Annotated in this window: 21 protein-coding genes and 2 pseudogenes; 13 read left to right on the top strand and 10 right to left on the bottom strand. The window is 71.1% G+C overall.

Annotated elements, in window-relative coordinates; translation table 11 throughout:
- Positions 1–52: 52 nt before the first annotated feature.
- From ADL15_RS05805 to ADL15_RS05790, 4 genes are all read right to left on the bottom strand, one after another.
- Complete coding sequence (locus tag ADL15_RS05805; RefSeq protein ID WP_067685565.1) at positions 53–1,114, bottom strand: spore photoproduct lyase family protein; 1,062 nt, start codon at positions 1,112–1,114, stop codon at positions 53–55.
- Complete coding sequence (locus tag ADL15_RS05800) at positions 1,111–1,980, bottom strand: helix-turn-helix transcriptional regulator (protein ID WP_067685564.1); 870 nt, start codon at positions 1,978–1,980, stop codon at positions 1,111–1,113. The genes ADL15_RS05805 and ADL15_RS05800 overlap by 4 nt, the downstream gene beginning before the upstream one ends.
- A gap of 52 nt (positions 1,981–2,032) precedes the next feature.
- Positions 2,033–3,070, bottom strand: a complete 1,038-nt coding sequence (locus ADL15_RS05795) for a zinc-binding dehydrogenase (RefSeq protein WP_067685563.1) — start codon at positions 3,068–3,070, stop codon at positions 2,033–2,035.
- An 87-nt stretch (positions 3,071–3,157) separates the two neighbouring features.
- Positions 3,158–6,214: a discoidin domain-containing protein gene (locus tag ADL15_RS05790; RefSeq protein WP_067685568.1), complete on the bottom strand. Its 3,057-nt coding sequence runs from the start codon at positions 6,212–6,214 to the stop codon at positions 3,158–3,160.
- A 133-nt stretch (positions 6,215–6,347) separates the two neighbouring features.
- On the opposite strand from ADL15_RS05790, the gene ADL15_RS05785 reads away from it, so the two are divergent.
- Positions 6,348–6,905 (top strand): DUF305 domain-containing protein, encoded by a 558-nt coding sequence (locus ADL15_RS05785; protein ID WP_083970947.1) that lies wholly within the window; start codon positions 6,348–6,350, stop codon positions 6,903–6,905.
- A 60-nt stretch (positions 6,906–6,965) separates the two neighbouring features.
- Here the strand turns inward: ADL15_RS05785 and ADL15_RS05780 are convergent, their stop codons facing one another.
- Positions 6,966–8,366 (bottom strand): DUF1996 domain-containing protein, encoded by a 1,401-nt coding sequence (locus ADL15_RS05780; protein ID WP_067685561.1) that lies wholly within the window; start codon positions 8,364–8,366, stop codon positions 6,966–6,968.
- A gap of 190 nt (positions 8,367–8,556) precedes the next feature.
- On the opposite strand from ADL15_RS05780, the gene ADL15_RS05775 reads away from it, so the two are divergent.
- Together ADL15_RS05775 and ADL15_RS05770 are read left to right on the top strand one after the other, a co-directional pair.
- Positions 8,557–9,588 carry a LacI family DNA-binding transcriptional regulator gene (locus ADL15_RS05775; protein WP_067685560.1) on the top strand — a complete coding sequence of 344 codons (1,032 nt, stop codon included), beginning with the start codon at positions 8,557–8,559 and terminating at the stop codon, positions 9,586–9,588.
- Positions 9,589–9,738: 150 nt separating this feature from the next.
- Positions 9,739–10,269 carry a flavin reductase family protein gene (locus tag ADL15_RS05770; protein WP_067685559.1) on the top strand — a complete coding sequence of 177 codons (531 nt, stop codon included), beginning with the start codon at positions 9,739–9,741 and terminating at the stop codon, positions 10,267–10,269.
- Positions 10,270–10,496: 227 nt separating this feature from the next.
- Here ADL15_RS05770 and ADL15_RS05765 read toward each other — a convergent pair whose 3' ends face one another.
- Positions 10,497–10,946, bottom strand: coding sequence for a DUF2267 domain-containing protein (locus tag ADL15_RS05765; RefSeq protein ID WP_067685558.1), 450 nt, complete (start codon positions 10,944–10,946; stop codon positions 10,497–10,499).
- Positions 10,947–11,059: 113 nt separating this feature from the next.
- On the opposite strand from ADL15_RS05765, the pseudogene ADL15_RS56990 reads away from it, so the two are divergent.
- From ADL15_RS56990 to ADL15_RS05750, 4 genes and pseudogenes are all read left to right on the top strand, one after another.
- Positions 11,060–11,233 (top strand): annotated as a pseudogene (locus ADL15_RS56990) (MFS transporter); the annotation flags it as partial.
- Positions 11,234–11,279: 46 nt separating this feature from the next.
- A complete protein-coding gene (locus ADL15_RS05760) occupies positions 11,280–11,789 on the top strand; it encodes an anthrone oxygenase family protein (RefSeq protein ID WP_232343923.1) in 510 nt (169 codons plus the stop codon).
- Positions 11,790–11,793: 4 nt separating this feature from the next.
- Positions 11,794–12,696: pseudogene (locus tag ADL15_RS05755) on the top strand (AraC family transcriptional regulator); the annotation flags it as partial.
- A gap of 127 nt (positions 12,697–12,823) precedes the next feature.
- The gene (locus tag ADL15_RS05750) at positions 12,824–13,549 is read left to right on the top strand and encodes a hypothetical protein (protein ID WP_067685556.1); all 726 of its coding nucleotides are present in this window, start codon (positions 12,824–12,826) and stop codon (positions 13,547–13,549) included.
- On the opposite strand, the gene ADL15_RS05745 is transcribed toward ADL15_RS05750, so the two are convergent.
- Entirely contained in the window at positions 13,550–14,023 is a 474-nt protein-coding gene (locus ADL15_RS05745) for a DUF1453 domain-containing protein (RefSeq protein WP_067685567.1), read from the bottom strand.
- 67 nt (positions 14,024–14,090) lie between these two features.
- On the opposite strand from ADL15_RS05745, the gene ADL15_RS05740 reads away from it, so the two are divergent.
- On the top strand, positions 14,091–14,699 hold the full coding sequence (locus tag ADL15_RS05740) for a TetR/AcrR family transcriptional regulator (protein ID WP_067685555.1): 609 nt from the start codon (positions 14,091–14,093) through the stop codon (positions 14,697–14,699).
- 319 nt (positions 14,700–15,018) lie between these two features.
- Here ADL15_RS05740 and ADL15_RS05735 read toward each other — a convergent pair whose 3' ends face one another.
- Together ADL15_RS05735 and ADL15_RS05730 are read right to left on the bottom strand one after the other, a co-directional pair.
- Positions 15,019–15,666 (bottom strand): pentapeptide repeat-containing protein, encoded by a 648-nt coding sequence (locus tag ADL15_RS05735; protein ID WP_067685554.1) that lies wholly within the window; start codon positions 15,664–15,666, stop codon positions 15,019–15,021.
- Between the two features lie 11 nt (positions 15,667–15,677).
- Positions 15,678–17,606 carry an ABC transporter ATP-binding protein gene (locus ADL15_RS05730; RefSeq protein ID WP_067685553.1) on the bottom strand — a complete coding sequence of 643 codons (1,929 nt, stop codon included), beginning with the start codon at positions 17,604–17,606 and terminating at the stop codon, positions 15,678–15,680.
- A 144-nt stretch (positions 17,607–17,750) separates the two neighbouring features.
- Between ADL15_RS05730 and ADL15_RS05725 the strand changes: the two genes are divergently transcribed.
- From ADL15_RS05725 to ADL15_RS05705, 5 genes are all read left to right on the top strand, one after another.
- Positions 17,751–18,818: an alkene reductase gene (locus ADL15_RS05725; protein ID WP_067685552.1), complete on the top strand. Its 1,068-nt coding sequence runs from the start codon at positions 17,751–17,753 to the stop codon at positions 18,816–18,818.
- 35 nt (positions 18,819–18,853) lie between these two features.
- Positions 18,854–20,161, top strand: a complete 1,308-nt coding sequence (locus ADL15_RS05720) for a radical SAM protein (RefSeq protein ID WP_067685551.1) — start codon at positions 18,854–18,856, stop codon at positions 20,159–20,161.
- Positions 20,162–20,287: 126 nt separating this feature from the next.
- Positions 20,288–20,728, top strand: coding sequence for a universal stress protein (locus ADL15_RS05715; protein ID WP_232343922.1), 441 nt, complete (start codon positions 20,288–20,290; stop codon positions 20,726–20,728).
- A gap of 98 nt (positions 20,729–20,826) precedes the next feature.
- Positions 20,827–22,296, top strand: coding sequence for a cellulase family glycosylhydrolase (locus tag ADL15_RS05710; protein WP_067685549.1), 1,470 nt, complete (start codon positions 20,827–20,829; stop codon positions 22,294–22,296).
- Between the two features lie 232 nt (positions 22,297–22,528).
- Positions 22,529–23,164: a class I SAM-dependent methyltransferase gene (locus ADL15_RS05705; protein ID WP_067685566.1), complete on the top strand. Its 636-nt coding sequence runs from the start codon at positions 22,529–22,531 to the stop codon at positions 23,162–23,164.
- A 285-nt stretch (positions 23,165–23,449) separates the two neighbouring features.
- On the opposite strand, the gene ADL15_RS05700 is transcribed toward ADL15_RS05705, so the two are convergent.
- Positions 23,450–24,842, bottom strand: a 1,393-nt coding sequence (locus tag ADL15_RS05700; RefSeq protein ID WP_232343921.1) for a PQQ-dependent sugar dehydrogenase, incomplete at its 5' end; no start/stop codon positions are given.

The raw sequence follows: 24,842 nt of genomic DNA, 5'->3' as shown, positions 1-24,842 counted from the left end.
GCGAATGGCCTGCTCTGACTCCGGGTCCAGGAGGAGTTCGATGGTGTGCATGTCAGAACGCGTAGCGGACTCGGCAATAAGGGGTCCGGGCGGCGATCAGGTCCAGCAGGGATGACACGTACTGGCCTTTGGCGCCGGTGCGGTAGCGGACGTTCCAGGAACCGTTCTGGGAGAGTTTCGGCTGTTGCAGGTCGGGGCGCCAGATCAGGTCCTCGGCCTTCGGGTGCCAGCCCAGGTTGACCTCGTGCAGGTCCTTGTTGTGGGTCAGGAAGATGACCTCGGCGGCCAGCTGGGACTTCGCCGCCGGGCCGATGCCGGCGTCCAACTGGTCCAGCAGCTCGGCCCAGTCGGCGAGCCAGCCGGGGCGGACCACGACCGGGCTGAAGTTGACGTGGACCTCGTAGCCGGCCGCTACGAAGTCGTCGATGGCGGCGATCCGGTCGGCGATCGGGGACGTGCGGATGTCGAGGAGCTTCGCGTCGGGGTGCGGCATCAGGGAGAAGCGGATCCGGGTGCGGCCCAGGGGATCCCAGCCGAGCAGGTCGCGGTTGACGTGCTTGGTGGCGAACGAGGCCTTCGCGTGCGGCAGCCAGCGGAACACCTCGACCAGGTCACGGACGTTGTCGCTGATCCGCGCGTCGACGCTGCAGTCGGAGTTCTCGCCGATGTCGTAGACCCAGGCGGACGGGTCGCACTCGTTCGGCTGCGGCTTGACGCCCTGCCGCGCGGCGTGCCGGGTGACGTACCCGGAGATCTTGTCGATGTTGGCGAAGACCGTGATCGGGTTGCTGTATCCCTTGTGGCGCGGGACGTAGCAGTACGCGCAGGCCATCGCGCAGCCGTTCGCGGTGGACGGGGCGATGAAGTCGGCCGAGCGGCCGTTCGGGCGGGCGGTCAGGGTCTTCTTCACCCCGAGCACGAGCGCTTCCCGCTTGATCCGCACCCAGCGGTCGACATTGGTCTCGTCGCCGTACAGCTCCGGGATCCGCTGGTGGCTCTCCACCTCGACCAGGTGCGCGGCCGGGAAACGCGCCAGGATCTCCTTGCCGCGGGGCAGGGCGGCAGCGGCCGGTTCGTAGTAGATGCGGCGGACGTCCAACAGATCAGCGCTCATGACGGGGTCATGGTATCCGACATTTCGGTCGCCCAGCTGGCCAGGAAACGCAGCTGGTCCTCGGCCGCCGAACCCGGCTCGGCGGTGTACGTGGTCAGCAGGTGCGGCGCGTCCGCCGAGGTGGGCAGCTCCATCGAGTGGTAGGCCAGCTCGATCGGCCCGGCCACCGGGTGCCGGAACGTCTTGGTCCCGTGGTTGCGCAGCAGGATGTCGTGAGCGGCCCAACGGCTCCGGAACTCCGGGCTCGCCGCACCCATCTCGGCGACGAGCTCGCGGGTCCCCTCGTCACACGGATACCGGCTGGCCTCGGCGCGCAGCAACGCCACCACGGTGGTCGCGGCGGCCTCCCAGTCGGCGTAGAAGTGCCGCGCACCCGGGTCGAGGAAGTGATACCGGGCGACGTTGGTCCCGTTGGCCAGCATCGGCGCGTAGAGCGCCCGGGCCAGCGCGTTGTCGGCCAGCACGTCCCAGCGCCCGTTGGTGACGACGGCGGCGCTCATCGTCATCGCGTCGAGCATCCACTGCACCTGCGGCGGCACCGGCACCGGTCCGCGGCAGCCGCGCAGACGGCCGGACGGGCGTGCGGCCCGGGCCAGGTCGAACAGGTACGTCCGCTCCTCGTCGTCGAGCCGCAGCGCCCGGGCCACCGCGACCAGTACGTCCTCGGAGACGCCGGCGATGTGGCCCTTCTCGAGGCGGGTGTACCACTCGGTGCTCACCCCGGCCAGCACCGCGACCTCCTCCCGGCGCAGCCCCGGCACTCGTCGCCGGCCGCCGGGCGGGAGACCGGCCTGCTCAGGGCTGATCCTCCCCCGGCGGCTGGCCAGGAAGTCACGGACGTCGGCTCGGTTGTCCTTGCTGGTCACGCTCCTACGGTACGACTGCGTTCGTACGATAAAGGGGTTGAGATAATGACCGTCACGGCGTGATCAGGACCTTGAGGCTCTTGCGGGAGGCCATGTCCCGATAGCCGTCCGGGGTGCCGTCGAGGGTCGTGGTGACGTCGAAGACCTTGCCGGGGTTGATCGTGCCGTCGAGGATCGTGGGCATCAGCTGCTCGATGTAGCCGCGGGTGGGCGCGGCCCCGCCGGCCAGCCGGACGTTGCGCAGGAACAGGCTGCCGACACCGATCGGGGCTTCCTCGTACTGCGGGACGCCGACCCGGCTGATCGTGCCGCCCGGCCGGACCACGCCGACCGCCTGGTCGTAGGCGTCCCGGGTGCCGACCGCCTCGATCACGACCGGCGCGCCGTGCCCGCCGGTGAGCTCACGGACCGCCTCGATGCCCTCCGCGCCGCGGGTGGCCACGACGTGGGTCGCACCGAACTCCCGGCCCAGATCGGTGCGGACCCGATGGCGGCCCATCAGCACGATCCGCTCCGCGCCGAGCAGCTTCGCGGACAGCACCGCGAGCAGCCCCACCGCGCCGTCACCGATCACCGTGACCGTGCTGCCCGGGGTGACGCCGCCGGCGACCGCGGCGTGGTAGCCGGTGCCGAACACGTCGGAGAGGGTGAGCAGCGACGGCATCAGCGCGGCGTCGACGCCGGCCGGGACCTTGACCAGCGTCCCGTCGGCGGACGGGACCCGCACCGCCTCGGCCTGGCCGCCCTCGTCCGGCTCCATGTCCCACATGCTCAGGTGCACGCAGGCGTTCTGCTTGCCCTCGAGGCAGAACTCGCAGGTGCCGTCCGAGATGATCCACGGGGCGATGACCAGGTCACCGGGCCTGACCGAGGTGACCTCGGCGCCGACCGCCTCGACCACGCCGATGAACTCGTGGCCCATCCGGGCCGGGCCGCTGTCGTGCGCCTTGCCGGCGTAGGGCCACAGGTCGGAGCCGCAGATGCAGGCGGCGGTGACCCGGACCAGGGCGTCGGTGGGGAGCTTCAGGGTGGCGTCGGGGACGTTCTCGACGCGGACGTCGCCGGCGCCGTACAGAAGGGTTGCTCGCATGCCGACCAGACAACCTGCCGCGCGGGCCGCGAAACAGATCGAGCTTGTCGGGGGTAGCAGCACTACCCCCGACAAGCTCATGACCGGTCAGGAGCGGTAGACGCCGAACTCGTAGAGCGAATATCCGTACGCGGTGGCCCGCGCGGTGTTGTTGACCCGGACGTAGCGGCCGGAGCCGTTGATCGCCAGGTTGTCGAAGCCGCCGTCACCGGCCGCGGTCGAGTAGACCGTGGTCCAGGTGGTGCCGTCGGTCGAGGTCTGGATCTGGTACGCCGTGGCGTACGCCGCCTCCCACGCCAGGTTCACGTGGTCGAAGGACTGCACCGAGCCCAGGTCCACCTGCAGCCACGACGTGTCGACCCACTCGCTGGCCCAGCGGGTGCCATAGTCGCCGTCGACCGCGTACCCGGGCAGCTGCGGCCCGTTCGTGCCGGTCGGCTGGTACGTGGACGCGGTGGCCGTCTTGCCGCGGGCCAGGTTCGTCCCGGGCACGGTCGGCGGCACCACCTTGAACGAGCGCTGTTCGATGCCGACGTTGCCCTGCCCGTCGTAGGCGTACACGTAGACCTTCCACACCCCGAGCGTCTCCGGCGCCCGGACGCTGAACTGGCCGTTCCCGGTCTGGGTGAACGCCGGCTGGCGCAGGCCCTTGTTGCCGTTGATGTGCTTGTCACTGGTCATGATGTTGTAGCGGATCAGGTCGTTCTGCGGGTCCGTCGCGGTCACGTTGACCGTGAACGTCCCGCCGGCCGGCACCGCGGTCTGGCTGCCCACCGTCATCGCGGTGATCTCCGGCGGCGAGTTCGGCACCGGCTGGCCGGTGTACGCCTCGCGCAGCGCCTGGTACCCGAGCCGGCGCCACCCCCCGGTCGTGGTGTTCAGCCACACCCCGCCGAAGTCGTTCTCCAGGCCGTAGTGGAACTCGGTGGCGCCGAGCGCGACACCCGGGTGCCCCTTGATCGCGTTCCAGCTGTACGTGTACCCGGCCTTCTTCTGCAGGTCGGTCGGCTCGTTCGGCACCCCGTTCACGTCACCGGGCACCTCCCACTCGCCGGACGGCCCGCCCTCGGTCAGGATGTACGGCTTGGTGTACCCGCCGGAGATCCAGTCCCGCTTCACGGTGTCGATCGCCCCGTACGAGTTGACCGCCAGCAGGTCCAGCGACGGCGCGTACGGCTTGTAGTACGTCCACGCGTGGGTGTACGCGTCCGTCGAGGTCACCGGGTGGTTCGGGTCCACGCCGTGAATCGCGTCGGCCAGCTCACCGACGAACTTCGCGTACCCGATCCGCCGCGCCTCGACCTCGGCCGCCGTCAGCCCGTAGTTCTGCATCTCCAGGATGACCTCGTTGCCGACGTCCCAGAGCAGCACGCCCGGCCGGCCCTTGAGCTGGTTCACCCAGTTCAGCACGTCGGCCTTGGCCGCCGACTTGTACGCGGTGTCGTTCACGTAGTCCGCGCCGTGGTTGAGCCACAGCCCGACCACCACCTTGATCCCGAACCGGGCCGCCGTGTCGAGCAGCAGCGGGGTGTTCGCGTCCGGTCCCCAGATCCGGATGGTGTTGACGCCCATGTTCTTCAGGTCCCGCATGTACCCGTCCGCGGCACCCTGCGGCGGCCCGTACGTCATGCCCTTGACCTGCCACGGTGTGCCGTTCACGGTGAGCTGCCAGTTGCCCTGGCTGCCGGTGACCTTGACGACGCTGGGACCGGCCGGCACGGCCGGATCGGTCATCGCGGCCGCGGTCGTGCCGGTCGCCTTGGCCACGGTGACCGAGTCGACGCTGAGCACGCCGCCGGGCGTGGTCTCGGCGGTCGGCGTGGTGACCCCGGCGATCGCGTTCGGCAGCGAGCCGCCGATCGCCAGGTCGAGGCGCAGGTAGAAGCCGTGGTGCACGGCCGCCTGCCACGCCGTGACGCCGACCTGGGACTCGCGCACGATCCAGGTCTGCCGCCCGTCGAGGTAGAAGCGGATCTCCTCGTCGGTCTTGGTCCGGTCGATGACCTGCGAGTACTCGTGGTACCCGGCCTGGCAGCCGGTGCAGGACGCGAACCCGGAGGAGCGCCCGGTGTACTCGGCGCACGGCCCGTCCGGCGCGGTGCCGCAGTGCAGCGTCTGCGCCAGCTGGTCGCGGCCGTTGACGTCGGTCATGATGTCGGTCTCGCCGACCGACGGCCAGTTGGTGTAGTTGCCGCGGTAGGCCGCGCCGGTGGCCCGGAACCCGGGCCAGTAGCCGAGGCCGTTGGTGACGCCGGGCTGCTTGAGCACCGCGCTGAACTTGAGCATCTCGCCGGGCTGCGGCGCGAAGTCGGTGCGCTGCGTCTCGATCCGGCCCGAGGTCCACTTGCCGGCGCCGTCCCGGTTCGCCTTGATGGCGAGCTTGCCGGCGCCGTCGAGCGCGACGTTCGCGGTCGAGTCACTCGCGGTCTCGACCGAGCCGGTGCCCCAGTTCGCGGCGCCGCCCGGGTACTGCGTGCCGGTCCGCTTGAGCCAGTTCCCGGCCGACGGCGTGGTGCCGGCCGCGCCGTCGAAGGTGTCCTGCCAGACCGTGGTGAAGTTGCCCGGCTCCTGGGTCGGCGGGGTGGTCGTCGGCGAGGTGGTCGGCGTCGTGCCGCCGCCCCCGGTCAGGACCTTGAACTCCCAGAGCGAGTAGCCGTAGCCGCCGGGCCGCGCTGTGCCGTTCATCCGGACGTAGCGCCCGGAGCCGGTCACGGTCAGGCTCTCGGTGCCTCCGGCCCCGGTCGTCGTCGCATAGACGTCGGTCCAGGTGGTCCCGTCCGGCGAGGTCTGGATCTTGTACGCCTTGGCGTACGCGCCCTCCCACTGCAGCACGACGCCGCAGATCGTGGTCGCGGCGCCGAGGTCGACGCGCAGCCACTGCGGGTCGGCCCACTGGCTGGCCCAGCGCGTGGTGGCGTTGCCGTCGACGGCCATCGCCGCGGTCCAGGCGTCACCCTCGACGGAGGACGCGGTGGCCGGGCGGCCCAGTGCGGCGTTCTCGGTGCAGTCCGCGGGAACGGCGGCACTGGCGGTCGTGGCGCCGACGGCAGCCGCGCCGGCGATGGCGAGCAGCGCCGTGAGCGTCGCTGCAAGAACAGCCGGTCTGCGGCGAGGACGCCGATCCGGACCCGGTAGTTCACTCATGATCACACCCAAGGGGGGAGGGTAATCCGAATAGGGAAAGCGCTCTCCAAGCGATGGCGATTGTTTCGCTCATGTTGCCTGCGGTCAATACTCGGGATTGACATGACCGGTTCCGGAACTGGAAACTCCGCCCGTGAATGGAAATCACCGGCTCCTCGTCGCCGCCCTCGCGCTCGGCCTGACCGCGTGCGGCGCCCCGGCCGCGCCGAGCGTCCCGGCCACACCCTCCCCTGCGGTCGCGGCCTCCTTCGGCGGCACCGACCGCGCCTGGGTGGAGATCAACATCGCGATGGACGAGCAGCTGCTGCCGCTGCTCGACCTGGCCGCCACGAACACCGGCGAACCGGCCCTCAAGGACCTGTCCGCCCAGTTCAAGGCGGTGACCGAGGCCGAGCTGGGCACGCTGCGGCAGCTGGGCGGCGAGGCCGGGCTGCCCGCCGTGAACCAGCACGAGGGGATGCCGATGCCGGGCATGGTGACCCCGGAGCTGGTCACCTCGGCCACCGCACAGCGCGGCGCGGCGTTCGACACCCTGCTCGTCAAGGCGCTGCGCGAGCACCTGGAACAGGGCCGGAAGCTGGCCGGGAGCGAGCAGACCGCCGGGGCGGAAACGCGTACGAAGAAGCTCGCCGACGACATTGTGCAGAGCCGGGCCGCGACGTTGGAAAAGATTTCTCAAATCGTACGATGAAAAGGTGTTATCGAACGGCCCGGAAACCGTCGGTGAAGGCAGTTCCCGGGCCGCGCGGGTTTACGGGAGTTGGTAGTTCTCGTTGAGGGCGGCGCCGCGCTCCGGCTTGTACTGGTCGAAGCCGCGCGGGTTGCACTGCAGCCCGCCGTTGATGCAGTGGCGGGTCAGGGCGGCCAGCACGGCCGGGTCCCAGGCGTTGTAGACGTCGTAGTGGAACGAGTAACCACGCCCGCTGGCGAACTTCACCTGCGACAGGTTGCCGCTGACCGGCCAGGCCATCTTGAACTCGATCATCGGCACGGCGACCGGGTGATCGGCCGGGCAGACCCCGACGATCGGGTACGCCATGTGGCTCTTGTGGTCCGGGGTGTCCAGGTGGATCCCGTCCCAGCAGCTCGGCGCCTGGAAGCGGACGTTGAGCTGCGAGCCGGCCACACAGTTGGCCGGGATGTCCCAGTTGCGGGTGAGCTCGCCGCACTCGAAGCCCTCGACCGCGCCCGGGTGGTTGCGGAACTCGTCGAGGGTCGAGGTCGGGCTGCCGACCACGTAGCGCAGGCCCGGCGGGAACGGCCGGACGCTGGTGTAGTCGAGCACGCCGCTCTTGTAGTAGATGACCTGCGCGCCCTCCGGCTGCACGGCGGTGGTGCCGTTGAGCAGCGTCGGCATCCAGTACCCGGTCTTGTCACCGGGCGTGATGCAGGACGTGCCGCCACTCTGCAGGGAGGACAGGGTGGTGGCGGCGTTCGTGGTGCGGTTGCCCATGAACGTGTGCGAGTGCGAGGCGCCGGGCAGGTTCGGGAAGACGATCGGGTCGTCACCGAGGTTCGTCCGGCTGACCGAGCAGTTCGCCTGGAACTCGCGGTGGGTGACCGGCGGGTTCTGCGCCGGCGGGGTGGCGGTGGACGGGATCACGCCGGTGACCGGCGGGTTCGCGTACACGTAGCCGGGGCCGTCGGTGGGCGGCGGGGTGGACTGTGACGTGCCGTAGACCTGGAACTCGTAGAGCGAGTAGCCGTAGGTGGTGCCGCGCTGGGTGCCGTAGACGCGGACGTACCGCCCGGAGCCGTTGACGGCCAGGGTCTGGTAACCGCCGGTCGCGGTGGTGGTGCTGTAGATGCTGGTCCAGGTGTTGCCGTCGGGCGACGTCTGGATCTGGAAGGCCTTCGCGTACGCGGCCTCCCACTGCAGCTTGACCTGCGTGATCGTGGCGGTGGCGCCGAGGTCGACGCGCAGCCACTGCGGGTCGGTCCAGAGGCTGCCCCAGCGGGTGTCGGAGCGGCCGTCGACGGCGGCGATGGCCGGCGACTCACCGTTCTCGGTGGTGGAGGCGAGTGCCGGGCGGCCCTGCGAGAGCAGCGAGTCGGCGGCGTGGGCGGGCTGGTTGACGGCGACCAGCAGGGCACTGGTCAGGGCGATGGCGCTCAACGGCGCCAGCAGCCTTCGGAGCGTTCGTCGGTGCATGGGGGATCTCCCAAGGTTCATCAGGACGGTGCGTACGCTTGGAGAGCGCTTTCCAGATTGCGAGTTTGTTACGACGTACGTCAATGGTTTGGGGTTCCGGAACGTCACGAACCGCGCTCGCGCCGCGGTCCGGGCCACCCGGCGGCCTCGCGAACGGAAAGCGCTCTCCGCTCCGTGCTATAACTTCGGCATGCAGAGCCACCGGCTGCCCACACTCGAGGACGTGGCCCGCGTGGCGGGCGTCTCACGAGCCACCGTCTCGCGGGTCGTCAACGGCATCCGCAACGTCGACCCGCAGCTGCACGAGCTGGTCTGGACCGCTGTCGAGCAGACCGGGTACGTGCCGAACAAGATGGCCCGCTCGCTGGTCACCCGGCGCACCGGCACGGTGGCCCTCGTGGTCTCCGACTCCGAGACGCACGACGACGACCCGTTCATGAGCCGGTTCTTCGCCGACCCGTACTTCGGCCGCGTCGTCGGCGGGCTGATGAGCGTGCTGCGTCCCGCCTCGGTCCAGCTGGCCCTGCAGATGGTCGGCGCCGACGGGCACAAACGCCTGGTCGGTGACCTGCGCAACGGCCAGGCCGACGGCGCCGTGGTGCTCTCACTGCCGGCCCGTGACCCGCTGCCCGGGCTGCTCGCCGACGCCCGGATCCCGGCCGTGCTGATCGGCCGGCCCGCCGACCCGGTCCCGATCAGCTACGTCGACCTGGCCAACGAGACCGGCGCGGCGCTGGCCGCCGACCGGCTCGCGGCGCGCGGCTGCCGGCAGATCGGCATGATCTCCGGGCCCGCCGACGTGCCGGCCAGCCAGGACCGGATCACCGGCTTCCGGCGCGCGACCGCCCGGCACGGGCACGCCTGGGTGCCGACCGCGAGCGGCAACTTCACCCAGGAGAGCGGCGAGCGGGCGATGCGGTCGCTGCTGGCCGGGCATCCCCAGCTGGACGGCGTGTTCGTGGCGAACGACCTGATGGCGCTCGGCGCGCTGCTGGTGCTGCGGGACGCCGGGCGGCGGGTGCCCGAGGACGTCGCGGTGGTCGGGTTCGACGACAGCAGCGCGGCGCTCGCGGCCCGGCCGGCGCTGACCACGGTGCGGCACCCGCTCGAGGACATGGCGGCCGAGGCGGCGAAACTGCTGCTCGTCCGGGTCGAGGATCCGGACGCCCGGGTCAGCTCGGTGATCTACGAGCCGACGCTGGTGGTCCGGCAGTCCGCCTGATCCTCGCTGCGTAGTGTGACGTCCCCAATACTTCCTAAAACCTATAGGAGGGATATAGATTGGGGTCGGTCGCCGAAAAGGAAGCCAGCGATGCCACGCTACTCCTTGACGTCGCCACGACCCGGTCGCCCGACGGTAAGGACCCCGCGCATGACCATCTCGCAGACCCCGGCGGCCTTCATCACCAACCAGGATCTCGACCCGATCGCCCTGCGCCACGCGTTCGGCGTGTTCCCCAGCGGCGTGGTCGCCGTCGCGGCCTCCGTCGACGGGCAGCTCACCGGGCTCGCGGCCAGCTCGTTCACCTCGGTGAGCCTTGATCCGCCGCTGGTGTCGTTCTCGATAGCGAACACGTCGAAGACCTGGCCGGACCTGCGCCGGGCCGACCACCTCGGGGTGACCGTGCTGGCCGCGCACCACGGCGCGATCTGCCGCCAGCTGGCCGGGCGGGTGGAGCACCGCTTCGACGGGGTGCCGGTCTCGGTCAGTGCGAACGGCGCGGTGACCATCGACGACGGCCTGGCCCGCTTCGACTGCACGATCTACCGCGAGGTGGAGGCCGGCGACCACACGATCATCCTGCTCCAGCTGCACGCGGTGGACCACCCGGTGGAACAGGTGGGCGGCCTCGGCCCGCTGGTCTTCCACCGCTCGTCGTTCGGCCGCCTCTCCGCCGACTGACCCGCTCGGCGGCGCTGGTCACGCGAGGCGCGACGGCCGGGACGACCCCGGCCGGCGCGCTGCGGACCGCGGGTGGGCACGGCCTCGCGCAAGACCGGACACGGCCCGGACCGCGAAGCGCCACCCGAACTCGGCTGGTGCTCAGGGGTGCCTCACCGTGCCGGAGGCACCCCTGAGGACCAGCCGGCCACCGCGAGACGCGGGGTGACCGTGCGCGGAAACGGTCGTCAGCTGGACGGGCCTTCGGTGCCGGAGCGGCGGAAGGTTTGCGCCGACGGCGCGGGGAGTGCCTGCCAGGGCTGCTCCGGGCGGGAGCGGAACAGCGGGCGCAGGTCGCTCGGGACCAGGTGGGCCAGATCGGACGGGGTGGTGCCACGGGCGCCGGCGTTCAGCTCGGCCAGGACCACCCGGGTCAGGAAGGCCGCGTCGTCGGCGTAGAGGCGGTCCGCGACCCGGGTCAGGAAGCGCCGGCAATCGATGATCTCGACGATCCGGCCCGGTTCGGGCGGAGGTAGTCGCAGGTCAGCGGGCAGGGGTCCGGTCAGCCGGCGGTACGCCGACGCCGGGAGCAGGTCTCTCATCACGCCGAGCACCGTGGCGGTGACCCGGCGACTCTCGTTGCGCCCGTGCAGGCGGGCGGTGGTCTGAATGCGGCCCAGCAGGTCATCCTGGTCCATCGATACGCCTCCTTGCGGCCCCGGCGCGGAGTTGCCGCGCCCCCGGGGGCGACCGGATTACCCGGCCTTCCGCGCTCCAAACCGGAGTGTCAGGTACCTAACGGAAACCTCGATCGGGCTCCGGCCAGCTGCCATGGGTGCTGTCCGGCCACGCGCTCACCTTCGGCCTGCTGCTGGTCCCGGCCGGCCGGTACGGCGACGCCCGCGGCCGCCGCAACGTCGTCATCGCCGGGCTGCCCCGGGGTGCCTCGAAGGCCGGGGCGTGGACGCTCGCGTATGGAGTGGGGACTCCGGGCCATGGTTCGTCCACGGGTTGTCCGCTGGACTTGAGGCATGACAGAGACGATGACGACCCGGGGCCTGACCGCGGGCGCGCTCGGCGGCTCGCTGCTGTGCCTGGGGCTGATGGCCGGGCTGTTCTTCGCGTTCAGCGTCGCGGTCCTGCCGGGGCTGCACGCCGGTGACGACCGTACGTTCGTCGCGGCCATGCAGCAGGTCAACGTGGCCATCCAGAACGGCGTGTTCGGGCTGGTCTTCATCGGTGCCCTGGCCTTCCCGGCGCTCGCCGCGGTGCTGCTGGCCCGCGCCGGGCACCGGTCGGCCGCCGGGTGGACGGCCGCCGCGGCCGGGCTCTACCTGGTCGTGCTGCTCCTGACGGTCACCGTCTCGGTGCCGCTCAACAACCGGCTCGCCGCGGCCGGGCTGACCGATCCGGCCCAGGCGCGGCAGGCGTTCGCCGGGGTCTGGGTGCCGATCAACCAGCTGCGTACCGTGCTGACCACGCTCGCGCTGGGCTGTCTGGCGCCGGTACTGGTCCGCGGAGCCGCGTTGATGTCAGGGTAGGCGGGTGGACACGCTGACCGGGTTGCTCGACGGGCCGCGCGCCCGTGACGCGTTCCTGCTGCGGAGCGTGCTGGAGCCGCCGTTCGCGCTGCGCATCCAGGACGAGGCGCCGCTGACCCTGGTGACGCTGCTGCGGGGTGCCGCGCTGCTGCTGCGCGGCGAGCAGGTGATCACGCTGGAGGTCGGGGACGTGGCGGTGATCCGGGGGCCGGAGCCGTACACGATCGCCGACGACCCGGGGACGCCGTGGCAGACGATCATCGGGCCCGGCCAGGTGTGCACCACCGTGGACGGGGTGCCACGCGAGCAGCTCGGCGTGCGCAGCTGGGGTGACCGGGCGGACGGCGGGACGGTCCTGCTCACCGGCACGTACCAGCTGACCGGCGAGGTCAGCCGCCGGCTGCTCGGCGCGCTGCCGGCGCTGCTGGTGCAACCGGCCGCGGCCACCGACCGGACGCTGGTCGGGCTGCTCGCCGACGAGATGGCCCGTACCGACCCGGGTCAGGAACTGGTCCTGGACCGGCTGCTCGACCTGCTGCTGATCTCGGTGCTGCGGGCCTGGCTGGCCAGTCCGGCCGCGGGCGGCTGGCACCACGCGCACCGGGATCCGGTCGTCGGCCCGGCGCTGCGGCTGCTGCACGACGATCACCGCGCGCCGTGGACGGTCGCCGGGCTGGCCGCGCGGGCCGGGGTGTCCCGGTCGCTGCTGGCCCGGCGGTTCACCGCGCTGGTCGGTGAGCCGCCGATGGCGTACCTGACCGGCTGGCGCCTCACGCTCGCCGCCGACCTGCTGCGCGAGCCGTCGGCGACGATCGAGGCGGTGGCGCGGCAGGTGGGTTACGGCAGCGCTTTCGCGCTGAGCACGGCCTTCAAACGCGAGCGCGGGCTGAGCCCGCAGGATTTCCGCCGGCAGTCCCCCGAGAGGCACTTCACCGCGTACGACCCGGCGCTGCCCCCCGTCGTCGTCCTGAACCCGCTATCGTCACCCCGCTCAAGATCGACAGGGGACAGACACGATGAAGACCGTCCACGCCATGACCGTGCTGGCGGTGACCGCCGCACTGCTCAGCGGCTGTGACCCCGGCACCACCGGGCAGCCCGCGGCGAAGGCCTCGCTCGCACCGGCCACCAACGGTGTCGCGGCCATGCCGGCCGGGGTGATCCTGGCGGCGGCGCGGAGTGCGCTGACCAGCGCGGGGTCGTTCCGGATCCGCGGCGGGATCTGCGAGGGGACCGTCTACGACGAGGGCGGTGACCCGCAACTGTGGACCGTCGACGTCCGGGTGTCCGGCGCGGACGCCGCCGGGTGGACCGCGATCGGCGCCGCCAAGCAGGAGGCGATCAGGGTCGGCGGCAAGCGGTACACCCGGGCCAGTGAGTCGATCATGGCGCAGACGCTGGGTTCGCGGAAGGCGCGCGAGCTGAAGGCCGTCGTGGGCGACCACTGGGTCATGACGAGCCCCGACGCGAAGGTCTTCGGCGACTTCGTCACTGCGGCGTACGTCAAGGATCTGATCACCCCCGCGGGCGATCTCACCCGGGGCGAGCCCCGGCTCCTCGGCGGCATCCCGGTCGTCCCGGTGACCATCACCGGGAAGACCCCCACCACGGTCTACGTGGCCACCACCGGAGAGCCCTATCCGGTACGCCTGGACCGCGCCCGTCTCGAGGGCCTCTCCTTCACCGAGTTCGGCGCCACCTTCCCGGAGATCCAGGCCCCGGACGACGTCCTCGACCGCACCCCCTCGGTCCCGGTGTGATCAGCTCCGTTCCGGGGCGAACGGCACGCCCAGGGACCGGCCGCGCAGGGTGACGGCCAGGGACTCGCCGAGGAAGCTCAGCCCGATGCTCAACTGGATCGGGCGGGCTTCCGGGCGCATGCCGAGCCTCGTGGCGAGCAGGCCGAACGCGGCCATCAGCAGCAGCGTGCCGGCCACCACGGCGAAGGTCCGGCCGGTGTAGCGCTGCCACAGGAACCCGGCCCGCGCGAAGACGACCACGAAGCGGCCGCGCAGGTAGCCGAGGGTCACCCCGAGCAGCGCGCCGCCGAGCAGCCAGGTGTGGTCGGCGGGGCGCAGGCCGGAGGTGTGCGCCAGGATCCACAGACCGATTCCGGTCAGCACCACCGGCGGCACCCACAGGTCGCGGGCGTTGAGCGGCTCGCCCCGCACCCGCCGCACCACCACCACGACCAGCACTACGACCGCGATCGCAAGCAGCACCCATCCGTTCACCACGCCTCCCCCGTTTTTAGCATCACTCTGCTAAAACAATGTGGCACGGACGTGCTAAAAAGTCCACATGCCCAAGGTCGTGGATCCTCAACAGCGCCGGGCGGCGATCGCGGACGCCGTGCTGGCCGTGGTGGCCCGCGCCGGCCTGGAAGCCGCCACCCTGCGCGCCGTGGCCGACGAGGCCGGGCTGGCGATCGGGTCGGTGCGGCACTACTTCGACGGGCACTCCGAGCTGATCATCTTTGCGGCGCAGGAGCTCGACCGGCGGATCACGCTGCGGGTGTGGGCGCACGCCGAGCGGATCCTGGCGTCGCTGGCCACTGCCGGGGATCGGGCCGGACGACGCCGGCTCAGCGAGGAGCTGCTCGCCGAGTGGTTGCCGCTCGACGAGGCGCGCGAACGGGAGGCCGTGCTGCGGCACACGTTCACCGTCGCGGCGCGGACCCGGCCCGAGCTGTTGCCGCACGCTCTTCAGCTGCGCAGGTCGATGGCTACCGTCGTACACAAAGTGCTCGAAACGGCCCGGAGTGCCGGCGGTCTCGCCGCTGACCTGGACCTGGACCGGGAATCCGCCCGCCTCTGTGCCCTGCTCGACGGCCTGAGCCTGCGCGCGGTCACCGGGTCCCCGGGACCGATGCGGGATCTCCTGCGGGCACACCTGGATGCCCTGCCCTGAGCCTCAGCCGGGGCCGCGGGCCAGGTGGTCGCGGACGGCGGTGACGGCGGCGTCGAAGATGTCCGGTCGCAGGACCGGGCCGGCGCTCAGCGGAGCCAGGGACGGCGGCCGATCAGCGCGCGCAGGGCGCGTCGGTGATCGGCTGGTGCTCAGGGGTGCCTCAATGCCGCTGAGACACCCCTGCGGACCAGCCGGCCACCCGCAGGCGCGCGGCGGTCCGGGGTGGGGGCGGCGTCGCGCGAGACCACCGCGGGACTCGGCTCGTAGCCTGCGGACGGGCGCTCCGTGTTCGTACCGGAAAAGGGGTGACCGGAAGCGGTCAGCGGACCGTGAGGCCCAGAGTCTGCGCCAGGGACGGGGCGGCCTCGGCGAGCTGGTCGTGGTCGATGACCGCGCCGCGCAGCGAGTCCCAGCCGTCCGCGATGTCCAGGGCCTTGGTCCGGCGCAGGTCCAGCTTCTTCACGGTGACCTTGGTGAACCGGGCGCGGCGGAGCGTCGAGCCCGGGAACGTCACGCCGGTCAGGGTGGCCGAGCCGAAGTCGACCTCGGTCAGGTCGCAGTCGCGGAACTCGACGTCGTGCAGCCGGGTGGCGCGCAGGTTCAGGCTGTCGATCTTGCAGCCTTGCAGGACGACGCGGCGCCAGGTGCCGCCGTGTGCCTGGACGCCGGCCAGCACGCTGTCCAGGATCGTCACGTCGAGCAGGTCGGCCTCGGCCCAGCTGGCGCCGATCCAGCGGGTGCGGGCCATCCACACCTCGCTGAACCGGGCCCGGCCCAGGTCGCCGCCGGTGAACGAGGTGCCGGTGAAGGCGCTCTCGTCGAACCGGGCGCTGCCCGCCTGGATGCCCTCGAACTCACCGCCGTCCAGGTGGGCGCCGGTGTAGTCCTCGTCGCGGTCGAACTCGCCGGTGAACGGCTCCAGATGCTTCGCGTACGGGAGAGCGGCCAGTTCCTGGTGCACCTTCATGGGAGAAGAACCTACGCTGCCCGATAGCCGGCGGCCTGCAGGGTGAACAGCTGCGCATAGACGCCGTCCACCGCCATCAGCTCACGGTGCGTACCGGATTCGATCAGCGCGCCGTGGTCCATCACGAAGATCCGGTTGGCGTGGGTGATGTTGGCGAGCCGGTGCGTGATCAGGATCGTGGTGTGCCGGCCCTGGCGGTCGCGCAACGCCTGGAACAGGGCGTCCTCGGCGCGCGGGTCGAGGGCCGAGGACGGCTCATCCATGATCAGCAGGGGTGCGTCGCGGAGGAAGGCGCGGGCCGCGGTGATCCGTTGCCACTGTCCGCCGGAGAGGTCCTGACCTTCTTTGAACGTACGGTCGAGCAGCGTGTCGTACCCGTGCGGCAGCTCCTCGATCATCTCGTGGGCGGCGGCGCGGCGGGCGGCCGCCTCGATCCGCTCCGGGTCGGCGGTGGCGTCCACGTCGCCCATCGCGATGTTGGTCGCCGCGCTGAACGGCCACTTGTGGTGCTCCTGCAGCGCCACGCCGATGTGGGCGCGCAGCCCGGCGGTGTCCCATTCCGGGTACGGCCGGCCGTTCCACTCGATGGTGCCGCTGCCCGGCTCGCGCAGCCCGGAGATCATCGCGGCGAGCGTGGACTTGCCGGAGCCGTTCTCGCCGACCAGCGCGATCGTCTCGCCGGCCCGGACGGTCAGGGTGACCTGGTCGACGGCCGGGCGGTCCCGGTCCGGGTACTGCAGGGTGACCGCGTGCACGGCGAGTTCGCGCAGCGGCTCCGGCACCGGGCGCTCGTCGGCGGGCGGGGGCAGGTGCTCGGCGGCCGCGACGAGGAACCGGATGTACTCGTTGAAGAACTGCCCGCTGGCGTAGACCCGGTCGACCTGGAACGTCAGCAGGGCCAGGGCACGCTGGGCGGCCTGCACCGCGATCACGCAGGTCGCCGCGGCCGCGAGGGGGATCTGGCCATCCAGCAGCAGGAAGCCGAGCAGCGCGTAGACGCCGGTCAGCGCGATGCCGCCGATCGACGCGCCGACGCTGGTCGTGGTGGTGACCCGCTGGGCGACGGCCAGCTCGACCGCGATCTGGGCGCCCATCACCCGGTCGTAGAGGCCGAGCAGGAAGCGGCGCAGGCCGTACGATCGCAGCTCGGCCGCGGAGACCCGGTCGGCCATCAGGGTCTGCAGCACCCACTGCCGGCGGCGGCGGGTCGAGCTGGCCAGGTAGCTCTGGAACCGGACGTGGCCGGCCCGCAGCGCGGCGTACCCGGTGGGGACGGTCGCGACCAGCAGGGCGAGCAGCAGCAGCGGATGGATGGTGATCACCGCGATGATCACGGCGAGCAGGCTGACCACGCCGGCGAACAGGTTCATGGTGTTCTGCACCAGCTCGACGGCGGCCTCGGTGCCGCGGGTGGCCCGTTCCATCCCCTCGGCGAACCCGTCGTCGTCGAACGCTTTCAGGTCGACCGCGGTGGTGTGCTCGAACAGCTCCCGTTCGACCGCCACGTGCACCCGCGGGGTGAGGCCGTTGAGGGCGTAGCCGACCGCCATCCCGAGCGTGCCCCGGATCGCGGCGGCCGCGGCCAGCAGGATCAGGGCGGGCAGCGCCGCGCGGACCCGGTCCGGGGTCGGCCCGCCGGCGAACAGCTCGATCAGCACCCGCTGGGTGGCGAGCAGCCCGAACGCGGCGAGCACGCCGCTGCCCAGGGTGGCGACGGCGACCATGCTGGTGCGCACCCGGTCGGCGCGCCAGGCGACCCGGACGGCCTTGCGGATCAGCCCGGGAAGTTCGGTGAAGACGCCGAGCATGCCGGCGTCGGCCCGGGCCCGGACTCCGGTCTCCCACCAGCTGGGTCGCAGCTCGGGGAGGACCGCCGGGACGGTGGGCTGGCTGGGAAGCGGAGTGTCGTCGGAGCGGACGTTCTGGGTGGTCGCGCTCATACACCCCATTCTCCCCCGGCGCCGGAAGAAGGGTCGGACATCTTGTCGGTCACCCGCCGGCTGTGACGGACCTCGCGGAATAGCGCGCTCAAGGCGGGTAAGGGGTCAGGATGGCCAGGTCCGCCAAGATCGTGAGGATTCGACTTGAAGCTGTTCACGCCCGTCCAGTTCGGCTCGCTCGAGCTGAAGAACCGCCTGGTGATGGCCCCGCTGACCCGTATCCGCGCTGACGAGAACGGCGTGCCCGGCGACCTGCTCGTCGAGTACTACCGCCAGCGTGCGTCGATGGGCTTGATCGTCACCGAGGGCACCTGGCCGGTCCGTGAGGGCCGCACCTGGATCGGGCAGCCCGGCATCGAGACCGCCGAGCAGGTGGCCGGCTGGCGCCGGGTGGCCGACGCGGTGCACGCCGAGGGCGGCACGATCGTCATGCAGATCATGCACGGCGGCCGGATCTCGCACCCGGAGATCACCGGCTCCGGCCGTACGGTCGCCCCGAGCGCCCTGGCCGCCCCCGGCGAGATCCGGGTGATCGAGGGCAAGGCGCCGCTGCCGGTGCCGGACGCGCTGGACATCAACGAGATCCCGGTGGTCGTCGCGGGCTTCGTCGCCGCGGCCCGCAACGCGATCGCGGCCGGGCTGGACGGCGTGGAGGTGCACGGCGCGAACGGTTACCTGATCCACGAGTTCACCTCGCCGGCCTCGAACGTGCGCACCGACTCCTACGGCGGCTCGCCGGAGAACCGGGCCCGGCTGGCGATCGAGGTGGTCACCGCGGTGGCCGCGGCGATCGGCGCGGACCGCACCGGCATCCGGCTCTCCCCCGAGCACAACATCCAGGGCGCCCTGGAGACCGACCCGGACGACGCGCTCGCCACCTACGTGGCGCTGGCCGAGGGGCTCGCCCCGCTCGGCCTGGCCTTCGTCGACATCTTGCACGCCGACCCGGCCGGCAAGCTGGTCCAGAGCATCCGGGCGTCCGCCGGCGCTCCGGTCGTCGTGAACACCGGCTTCGGTGTGGTCACCACCCGGGACGAGGCGATCCGGCTGGTCGGCGAGGACCTCGGCGACGCCGTGGCCGTCGGCCGGGCCGCGATCGCGAACCCGGACCTGGCCGAGCGGTGGGCAGGCGAGCACCCGGAGAGCGCCCCGGACCCGAGCACGTTCTACTACGGCGGCGCCCGCGGTTACACCGACTACCCGACCCGATAAGTAGCCTGGTGTCGAGACGAATCTCAGGAGGATCCATGCAGACGCGCACCGACCTCATCGAGGACTTGATGAGCCGTTTCCCGCACGTTCCCCGGGAAGCGGTGATCAAGGAGGATCTGCTGCGCGGCGGCCTGGCGTTCGACGACGCGGCGCTGACCGACAACGAGAACGGTGACGTCAAGCCGAAGTCGTACTTCATCTTCTCCTTCGATCACCGGACCCTGCCGGAGCTCGGCGAGGCGGCCCTGCGCCGCCCGCCGGAGGAGATCGTGCTCACCGGCGGGCCGTACGACCTGCGCCGCACCGTGGTGTCGGTGCGGATCAACCCGTCCTCGCCGTACAAGGTCACCCCGGACGCCGACGGCCGGCTGGTGCTGACCCTGGACGGCCGGACGATCGCCGAGGTGGGCCTGCCGCCGATGCCGGACTACTACCGGCACGCCCTGAGCAACGGCAAGCAGGTGATGGAGGTCGCCCCGACCATCCAGTGGGGCTACCTCGTCTACCTGACGGTCTTCCGCGTGTGCCAGTACTTCGGCGCCAAGGAGGAGTGCGGGTACTGCGACATCAACCACAACTGGCGCCAGCACAAGGCGGCCGGCCGGCCGTACACCGGGGTGAAGCCGATCGACGAGGTCCTCGAGGCGCTCGAGATCATCGACAAGTACGACACCGCGAAGACGTCGACGGCGTACACCCTGACCGGCGGCAGCGTGACCTCGCAGGTCGGCGGCAAGACCGAGGCGGACTTCTACGGCCAGTACGCGCAGGCCATCGAGGAGCGCTTCCCCGGCCGGTGGATCGGCAAGGTGGTCGCCCAGGCGCTGCCCCGCGAGGACGTGCAGCGGTTCTACGACTACGGCATCCGGATCTACCACCCGAACTACGAGGTGTGGGACAAGCGGCTGTTCGAGTTCTACTGCCCCGGCAAGGAGCGCTACGTCGGCCGGGAGAACTGGCACCGCCGGATCCTGGAGTCCGCCGAGGTGTTCGGCCCGCGCAACGTGATCCCGAACTTCGTGGCCGGGATCGAGATGGCCGAGCCGTTCGGCTTCACGACCGTCAACGAGGCGATCGACTCGACGACCGAGGGCCTGGAGTACTTCATGTCCCGCGGCATCACGCCCCGGTTCACCACGTGGTGCCCGGAGCCGACCACGCCGCTGGGCAAGACCAACCCGGACGGCGCGCCGCTGGAATACCACATCCGCTTGCTCGAGGCGTACCGCGCGACCATGGAGTCCAACGGCCTGACCAGCCCTCCCGGGTACGGTCAGCCCGGCGCCGGCCGCGCGGTCTTCTCGGTGAGCTCGTTCATGGACAGCCTCCCCGCCGAGGACTGATCTGTCGTTTTTGCGGAAAGCCCGGCAGCACCCGCTGCCGGGCTTTCCGCGTTCATTGCTGAACGGTTTCCGTCGGGATACAGTCGCCTTAAGCGAACGGCAAACGTTCAGTAATAGGTGATGACCATGGACAGGGACGGACCGGGCGCGATCCTGGTGGGCATCGACGGGTCCACGCCGTCGATGCGCGCGGCGGCGTACGCCGTGGGCATGGCCCGGCGGCAGCACTGCCGGCTGATCGCGGTCTATGTGCGGAGCCTGCCCTCGTCGCTGCTCCCCCTGGCCGACACCGGCGGCACCGCCACGGTCACCACCATCGACGCGCAGGACGCCGTCGAGCGCGAGCTGCGCGAGGCGTTCCAGGAGTACCTTCCGGCCCTCGGCGTCGAGGCGGAGCTGGTGATCCGCACCGGGGACGCCTTCGCCGAGCTGATCGCGGCCGCCGGCGAGGCGCGCGCCGACGCGGTCATCGTCGGCCGGTCGGCCGGGCTGCTGCACCGGATCGCCGGGTCCCTGGCGGTCAAACTGGTCCGTTGCGGCCGCTGGCCCGTAACCGTAGTGCCCTGACCTGCAACTCGATTGCGCTCGTCCAACCTCTGCAACCCCGATCTAACCTGCCGATCCAAGGAGGCCCATCCCGAAAAGAACCTTGCAGAAGGACACTGATGACCACCTCCCGCTTCCGCACCCGCGCCACCGTACTGGCGTCCTCGCTCCTGCTGGGTATGGTCCTTCCGATGTCCCCAGCCCAGGCCGAGACGGCCCCGACGCCCACACTGGCCGGTCGGATGGCCGACGTGAAGGTCGCCAAGACGATGAACTACTACCCGTCGAACGCCGGCTGGTCGGCCATGTGGACCGGCTTCGACGTGACCGCGATCGACGCCGACCTGGCCAAGGCCGCCGCGCTCGGCGCCGACAACGTCCGCGTGATCGTCTTCCCGGACGCGTTCGGCTTCCCGACGCCGAAGGCCGACTACGTCGAGCGGCTGCGCAAGTTCATCAGCATCGCGGACTCCTACGGCATGACCGTCAAGCTCACCCTCTTCGACTGGTGGGCGGGCTACAGCGACGTGACCCGCAGCATCACCTGGGCAAAGACCATCCTGACGCCCTACAAGGACGACCCGCGGGTGGTCACCGTCGAGCTGAAGAACGAGTTCCAGCCGGACGACGCGGCCGCGATCACCTGGGCCCGCCAGGTCATCCCGGCGATCCGGGCCGCCGCGCCCACCATGCCGCTGACCCTCTCGGTCGACGGCGGCACCGGCGCGTCCGGCATGGCGAAGATCAAGTCGTCGCTGGCCGGCACCCCGCTGGACTACTACGACTTCCACTTCTACGGCAACTCGGAGCGCTCGCTCGCCGAGATCCGCAAGGCGCAGGCCGCTGTCGCGCCGGCCCCGATCGTGATCGGCGAGACCGGCCTGAGCAGCGGCACCACCAGCGAGGGCGAGCAGGCCGCGTACCTGTCCCGGGTGTTCCGCGCCGCCACCGAGGCCGGGGTCGGCTCGGTCGCGCCGTGGACCCTGAACGACTTCACCGCCGGCGCGATCCCGGCCAACTCCAACGTCTCGACGGTGCCCGCGCAGTACACGTTCGGCCTCTACCGCGCCGACGGCAGCGCCAAGCTCGCCGCGACCGTGGTCCGCACCGCGTGGACCACCGGCACCACCCCGAACAGCGTGCTGAACCTCGGCTTCGAGGCCCCCGCGAACGAGTCACCGTGGCGGCAGAACCTGCCCGAGGCCGGCGCCGGCACGGTCACCACCGACATGCCGCGCAACGGCAAGTATTCACTCCGGTTCGCCGGCACCACCCGGACCAGTGCCGGCCTGCCGTCGCTGCGCACCGCGCCGATCACCCCGGTGCAGGGCGGCTACAAGTGGCGGGCCGAGGCGTTCGCCCGCGGCTTCAGCGCGACCGGGATCACCGAGATCTCGCTGAGCTGGTTCGACGCCAACGGCAAGTGGATCAGCGAGAGCACGTCGAACCGCCTCCCGGCCGGCAACACCACCTGGACCAAGCTGGTGGTCGAGACCGCGGCACCGGCGGGCGCGGCCAGCGTCCAGCTCCACCTCAAGTCCGCCGACAACACCGGAGTCGTCTATTTCGACGACGTAGCTATCTCCTGACCGGTTTCGATCGCGTCTTGATCCACTTTCGGTCAGCGTCGTGATCGGCGTCGTGATCGGCGAAGATCAAGATCAAATTCAGGATGTCGTGCGTCCGCCGGGGTTCAGATCGTCGCTCCCGCCGGGACCCCTGCGGGCTTCGCAGGCCGCTGGCGCGTCCCGAACGCGAAACCCTCCGGGGCGACGTCCGCGGGTGGGCGCGGTCAGAGCAGAATCCACTATGGTCGCTGCCGTGGATGCCAAGACCGAGGAACTCCGCGACGCCCACGACGTGCTCGCCGACTTCTACGTGACCTACCTGGACGGGCAGTTGGAAGCCGACCCGATCGAGCGTTCGATGCTCGATCTGTTCGCCGAGCAGGTCCGCTCGTCGGGCCGGCTCGACGTCGCGGATGTCGGCTGCGGCACCGGTCGCCTGCTGCCCTACCTGGCCTCCAGGGGGCTCACCCCGCGCGGCATCGACCTCTCCCCCGGCATGGTCGAGGTGGCCCGCCGCGACCACCCCGGCTTCGACGTCCAGGTCGGCGACCTGTGGAACCTGCCGTTCACCGACGGCGAGCTGGCCGGGGTGGTCTGCTGGTACTCACTGATCTTCCTGGCACCGGACACCCGCGCGGCCGCGTTCACCGAGCTGGCCCGGGTCATCCGCCCCGGCGGTTTCCTGGTCACCGCGTTCAAGAACGGCGACGGCTCCCCCCGCCGCGGCGGCCGCAGCACCAACCTGGGCGTCGAGTTCGACACGTACTGGCTCTCGGCGGCCGAGATGCAGGCCCGCTTCACCACCGCCGGCCTCACCACGGTCTTCCTGGGCCACCGCCCCTTCAACCCCGTCCCCGCCGGCTACCTCCTGACCCAGAAAACCCCATAAGCCCCCTACCCACCAGCCCAGGCCCCGCACCACACCCCGCGCCACACCTCGGACCCGCAGCGCACACCGCGCGTGCCGCCCCTCGAACCCACACCTCGGACCCGCAGCGCACACCACGCGTGCCGCCCCTCGAGCCCACACCTCGGACCCGCAGCGCACCACGCGTGCCGCACCTCGAGCCCACACCTCGGGCTCGCAGCGCACCGGGCCACGCAGACAGGCCGTGCCCCGCAGCCTGGCAACCCGCCGTACCGAGCCGGACATATCCGATTTATCGGTCCTCGGCTATTTAGCGGGCCACGACACCCGGTAGATCGCGCCGGCCAGGTCATCGCTGACATAGATCGCCTGATCGGGGCCCTGCACAGCCATGACCGGCCGACCCCAGCGCTTCCCGTCGGAGTCCTGGAACCCGGCCAGCAACGTCTGCTGCGCCCCGAGCGCCCCGTCCTTCCATGGGAAGAACGACACCTCGGGCTCCCGCGGCGGATTCCGGTTCCACGACCCGTGGATCCCGACCAGCGCCCCGGCACCATAGGGCGCGGGCAGCCCGGGCTCGGTCGCGAAGCTCAACCCGAGCGGCGCCGAGTGCGCGCCCATCCCTTGCTCGATCGGCGTCAGCTTCGCGCAGTCCAGCTTCTTGCCGTCCCGGTTCAGCTGGTAGTCCCGGTCATAGGACCGGTCGCTGTCCGGGTTGCAGTAGGGCCACCCCAGATCCCGCCCCTGCGTCAGCTTGGCGAGCGGCTCCAGCGGGTGGTCGTTCACGTACTTCTGCATGACCTTGCCCCGGTCGGAGTCCCCGTCACCGTCGTAGTCCGCGTCGTCCGGGTAGGCGATGTTGTCCCGGTTGTTGACCGCGGTCCACACCGCACCGTCCGGCGCGACCGCCAGCCCGGTCCCGTTCCGCACCCCGCGAGCGAACGTCGTCGGCGCCCCACCCCCGGCCGGCGCCTTCAGAATGGTCGCCCGCTCCGGGCTTGCCTCCCGATCGTCAGCCGACACGTTCCCGGTCGATCCGACCGAAACATAAATCGTCCCGTCCTCACCGATCGCGACGCTCTTCAGCGCGTGCGCATAGGCCCCGCCCAGCTCCGGACTCTTGGCGTCGGGCAGCCCACCGACAACCACCCGCTTCCCGGAGACCGCACCGTCCTTGTAGGTGAACGCATCCACCTGATCGCTCTCCGCCACATAGAGCGTGTCCCCGTCAAACGCCAGCCCGTGCGGCTGATTGAGCCCACTGACCAGCGTCTTCCCCACAGCCACCCCACCGCCAACCCCCACCGCACCACCGTCACCGCCGCTGCCCGTGGAGCCGGCGCTGCCCGTGGTGCCCGTGGAGCTGATGGTGCCGGTGGTGCCGGCCGCGCCGAGCCCGCCGGAGTCGAGCACCAGCACGTCACCGACCTTGGGCCGCGACACCAGCAGCTTCCGATCAGGCGTCCAAGCCAGCAACCGAGCGCCGGGCACCTTCGCCCACACACTGACCTCCCACCCGACCGGCACCCGCATCCGCTGCCCGTCCCCCAGCCGCACGGTGGTGTCGACAAGCGCCGCCCTGTCCCCAGCAGCCGCCGCCCCCCTGGAACCCGTACCCCCCTCAACAGCCCCCCCCGGAGCCTCACCCCCCGAAGAGCACCCCGCCAGCACGAACGCCAGACTCCCCGCCACCACCACC

This window comes from Actinoplanes awajinensis subsp. mycoplanecinus, assembly GCF_001509495.1.
In the GTDB taxonomy this organism is placed as follows: Bacteria; Actinomycetota; Actinomycetes; order Mycobacteriales; family Micromonosporaceae; genus Actinoplanes; species Actinoplanes palleronii.
This window is presented reverse-complemented; position numbering and strand designations above follow the sequence as displayed.

Coding starts and splice junctions, on each gene's coding strand:
- ADL15_RS05805 (WP_067685565.1), bottom strand. CDS start 1,114: ATGAGCGCTGATCTGTTGGACGTCCGCCGCATCTACTACGAACCGGCC.
- ADL15_RS05795 (WP_067685563.1), bottom strand. CDS start 3,070: ATGCGAGCAACCCTTCTGTACGGCGCCGGCGACGTCCGCGTCGAGAAC.
- ADL15_RS05790 (WP_067685568.1), bottom strand. CDS start 6,214: ATGAGTGAACTACCGGGTCCGGATCGGCGTCCTCGCCGCAGACCGGCT.
- ADL15_RS05780 (WP_067685561.1), bottom strand. CDS start 8,366: ATGCACCGACGAACGCTCCGAAGGCTGCTGGCGCCGTTGAGCGCCATC.
- ADL15_RS05775 (WP_067685560.1), top strand. CDS start 8,557: ATGCAGAGCCACCGGCTGCCCACACTCGAGGACGTGGCCCGCGTGGCG.
- ADL15_RS05770 (WP_067685559.1), top strand. CDS start 9,739: ATGACCATCTCGCAGACCCCGGCGGCCTTCATCACCAACCAGGATCTC.
- ADL15_RS05765 (WP_067685558.1), bottom strand. CDS start 10,946: ATGGACCAGGATGACCTGCTGGGCCGCATTCAGACCACCGCCCGCCTG.
- ADL15_RS05760 (WP_232343923.1), top strand. CDS start 11,280: ATGACAGAGACGATGACGACCCGGGGCCTGACCGCGGGCGCGCTCGGC.
- ADL15_RS05750 (WP_067685556.1), top strand. CDS start 12,824: ATGACCGTGCTGGCGGTGACCGCCGCACTGCTCAGCGGCTGTGACCCC.
- ADL15_RS05740 (WP_067685555.1), top strand. CDS start 14,091: ATGCCCAAGGTCGTGGATCCTCAACAGCGCCGGGCGGCGATCGCGGAC.
- ADL15_RS05735 (WP_067685554.1), bottom strand. CDS start 15,666: ATGAAGGTGCACCAGGAACTGGCCGCTCTCCCGTACGCGAAGCATCTG.
- ADL15_RS05730 (WP_067685553.1), bottom strand. CDS start 17,606: ATGAGCGCGACCACCCAGAACGTCCGCTCCGACGACACTCCGCTTCCC.
- ADL15_RS05720 (WP_067685551.1), top strand. CDS start 18,854: ATGCAGACGCGCACCGACCTCATCGAGGACTTGATGAGCCGTTTCCCG.
- ADL15_RS05715 (WP_232343922.1), top strand. CDS start 20,288: ATGGACAGGGACGGACCGGGCGCGATCCTGGTGGGCATCGACGGGTCC.
- ADL15_RS05710 (WP_067685549.1), top strand. CDS start 20,827: ATGACCACCTCCCGCTTCCGCACCCGCGCCACCGTACTGGCGTCCTCG.